This window comes from Pseudoalteromonas luteoviolacea (assembly GCF_021654285.1).
Lineage (GTDB): Bacteria > Pseudomonadota > Gammaproteobacteria > Enterobacterales > Alteromonadaceae > Pseudoalteromonas > Pseudoalteromonas luteoviolacea_J.
Window position 1 is genome coordinate 1 of the sequence record NZ_JAKFZS010000114.1, and the last position, 376, is coordinate 376.

Genomic DNA, 376 nt, shown 5'->3' on the forward strand with positions numbered 1-376 from the left:
AGGCAATGCAGCCACAGCGGTAACAGACACTGCAACGCTTGATAAAACCAAGCCGACGGTAACCACTTTCAGTGCATCAGACACTAATCTCAAAGCGGGTGAAACGGCGACGATTTCCATTGTCTTGAGCGAAGCCAGTACGACCTTTACTTCGTCAGATATCACAGTATCAGGTGGCTCACTGAGCAACTTCAGTGCGACTTCAAGCACACAATATAGCGTGCTCTTTACACCAACGGCGGACTCAGAAACGAACGCCACATTAGACATCGCGGCAGATACCTTTAGCGATGCGGCAGGTAATAATAACACCGCAGCAACACAGCTGCCCATCACGGTGGACACCAAAGCCCCAACAGGTCACAGTGTATCACTG

1 protein-coding gene is annotated in these 376 nt (G+C 50.5%); it reads left to right on the forward strand.

The annotated features are described in order from the left end of the window. Nucleotides 1-376 (forward strand): Ig-like domain-containing protein (locus L1077_RS27255; RefSeq protein ID WP_237139894.1); only part of this gene is annotated, 376 nt, incomplete at both ends.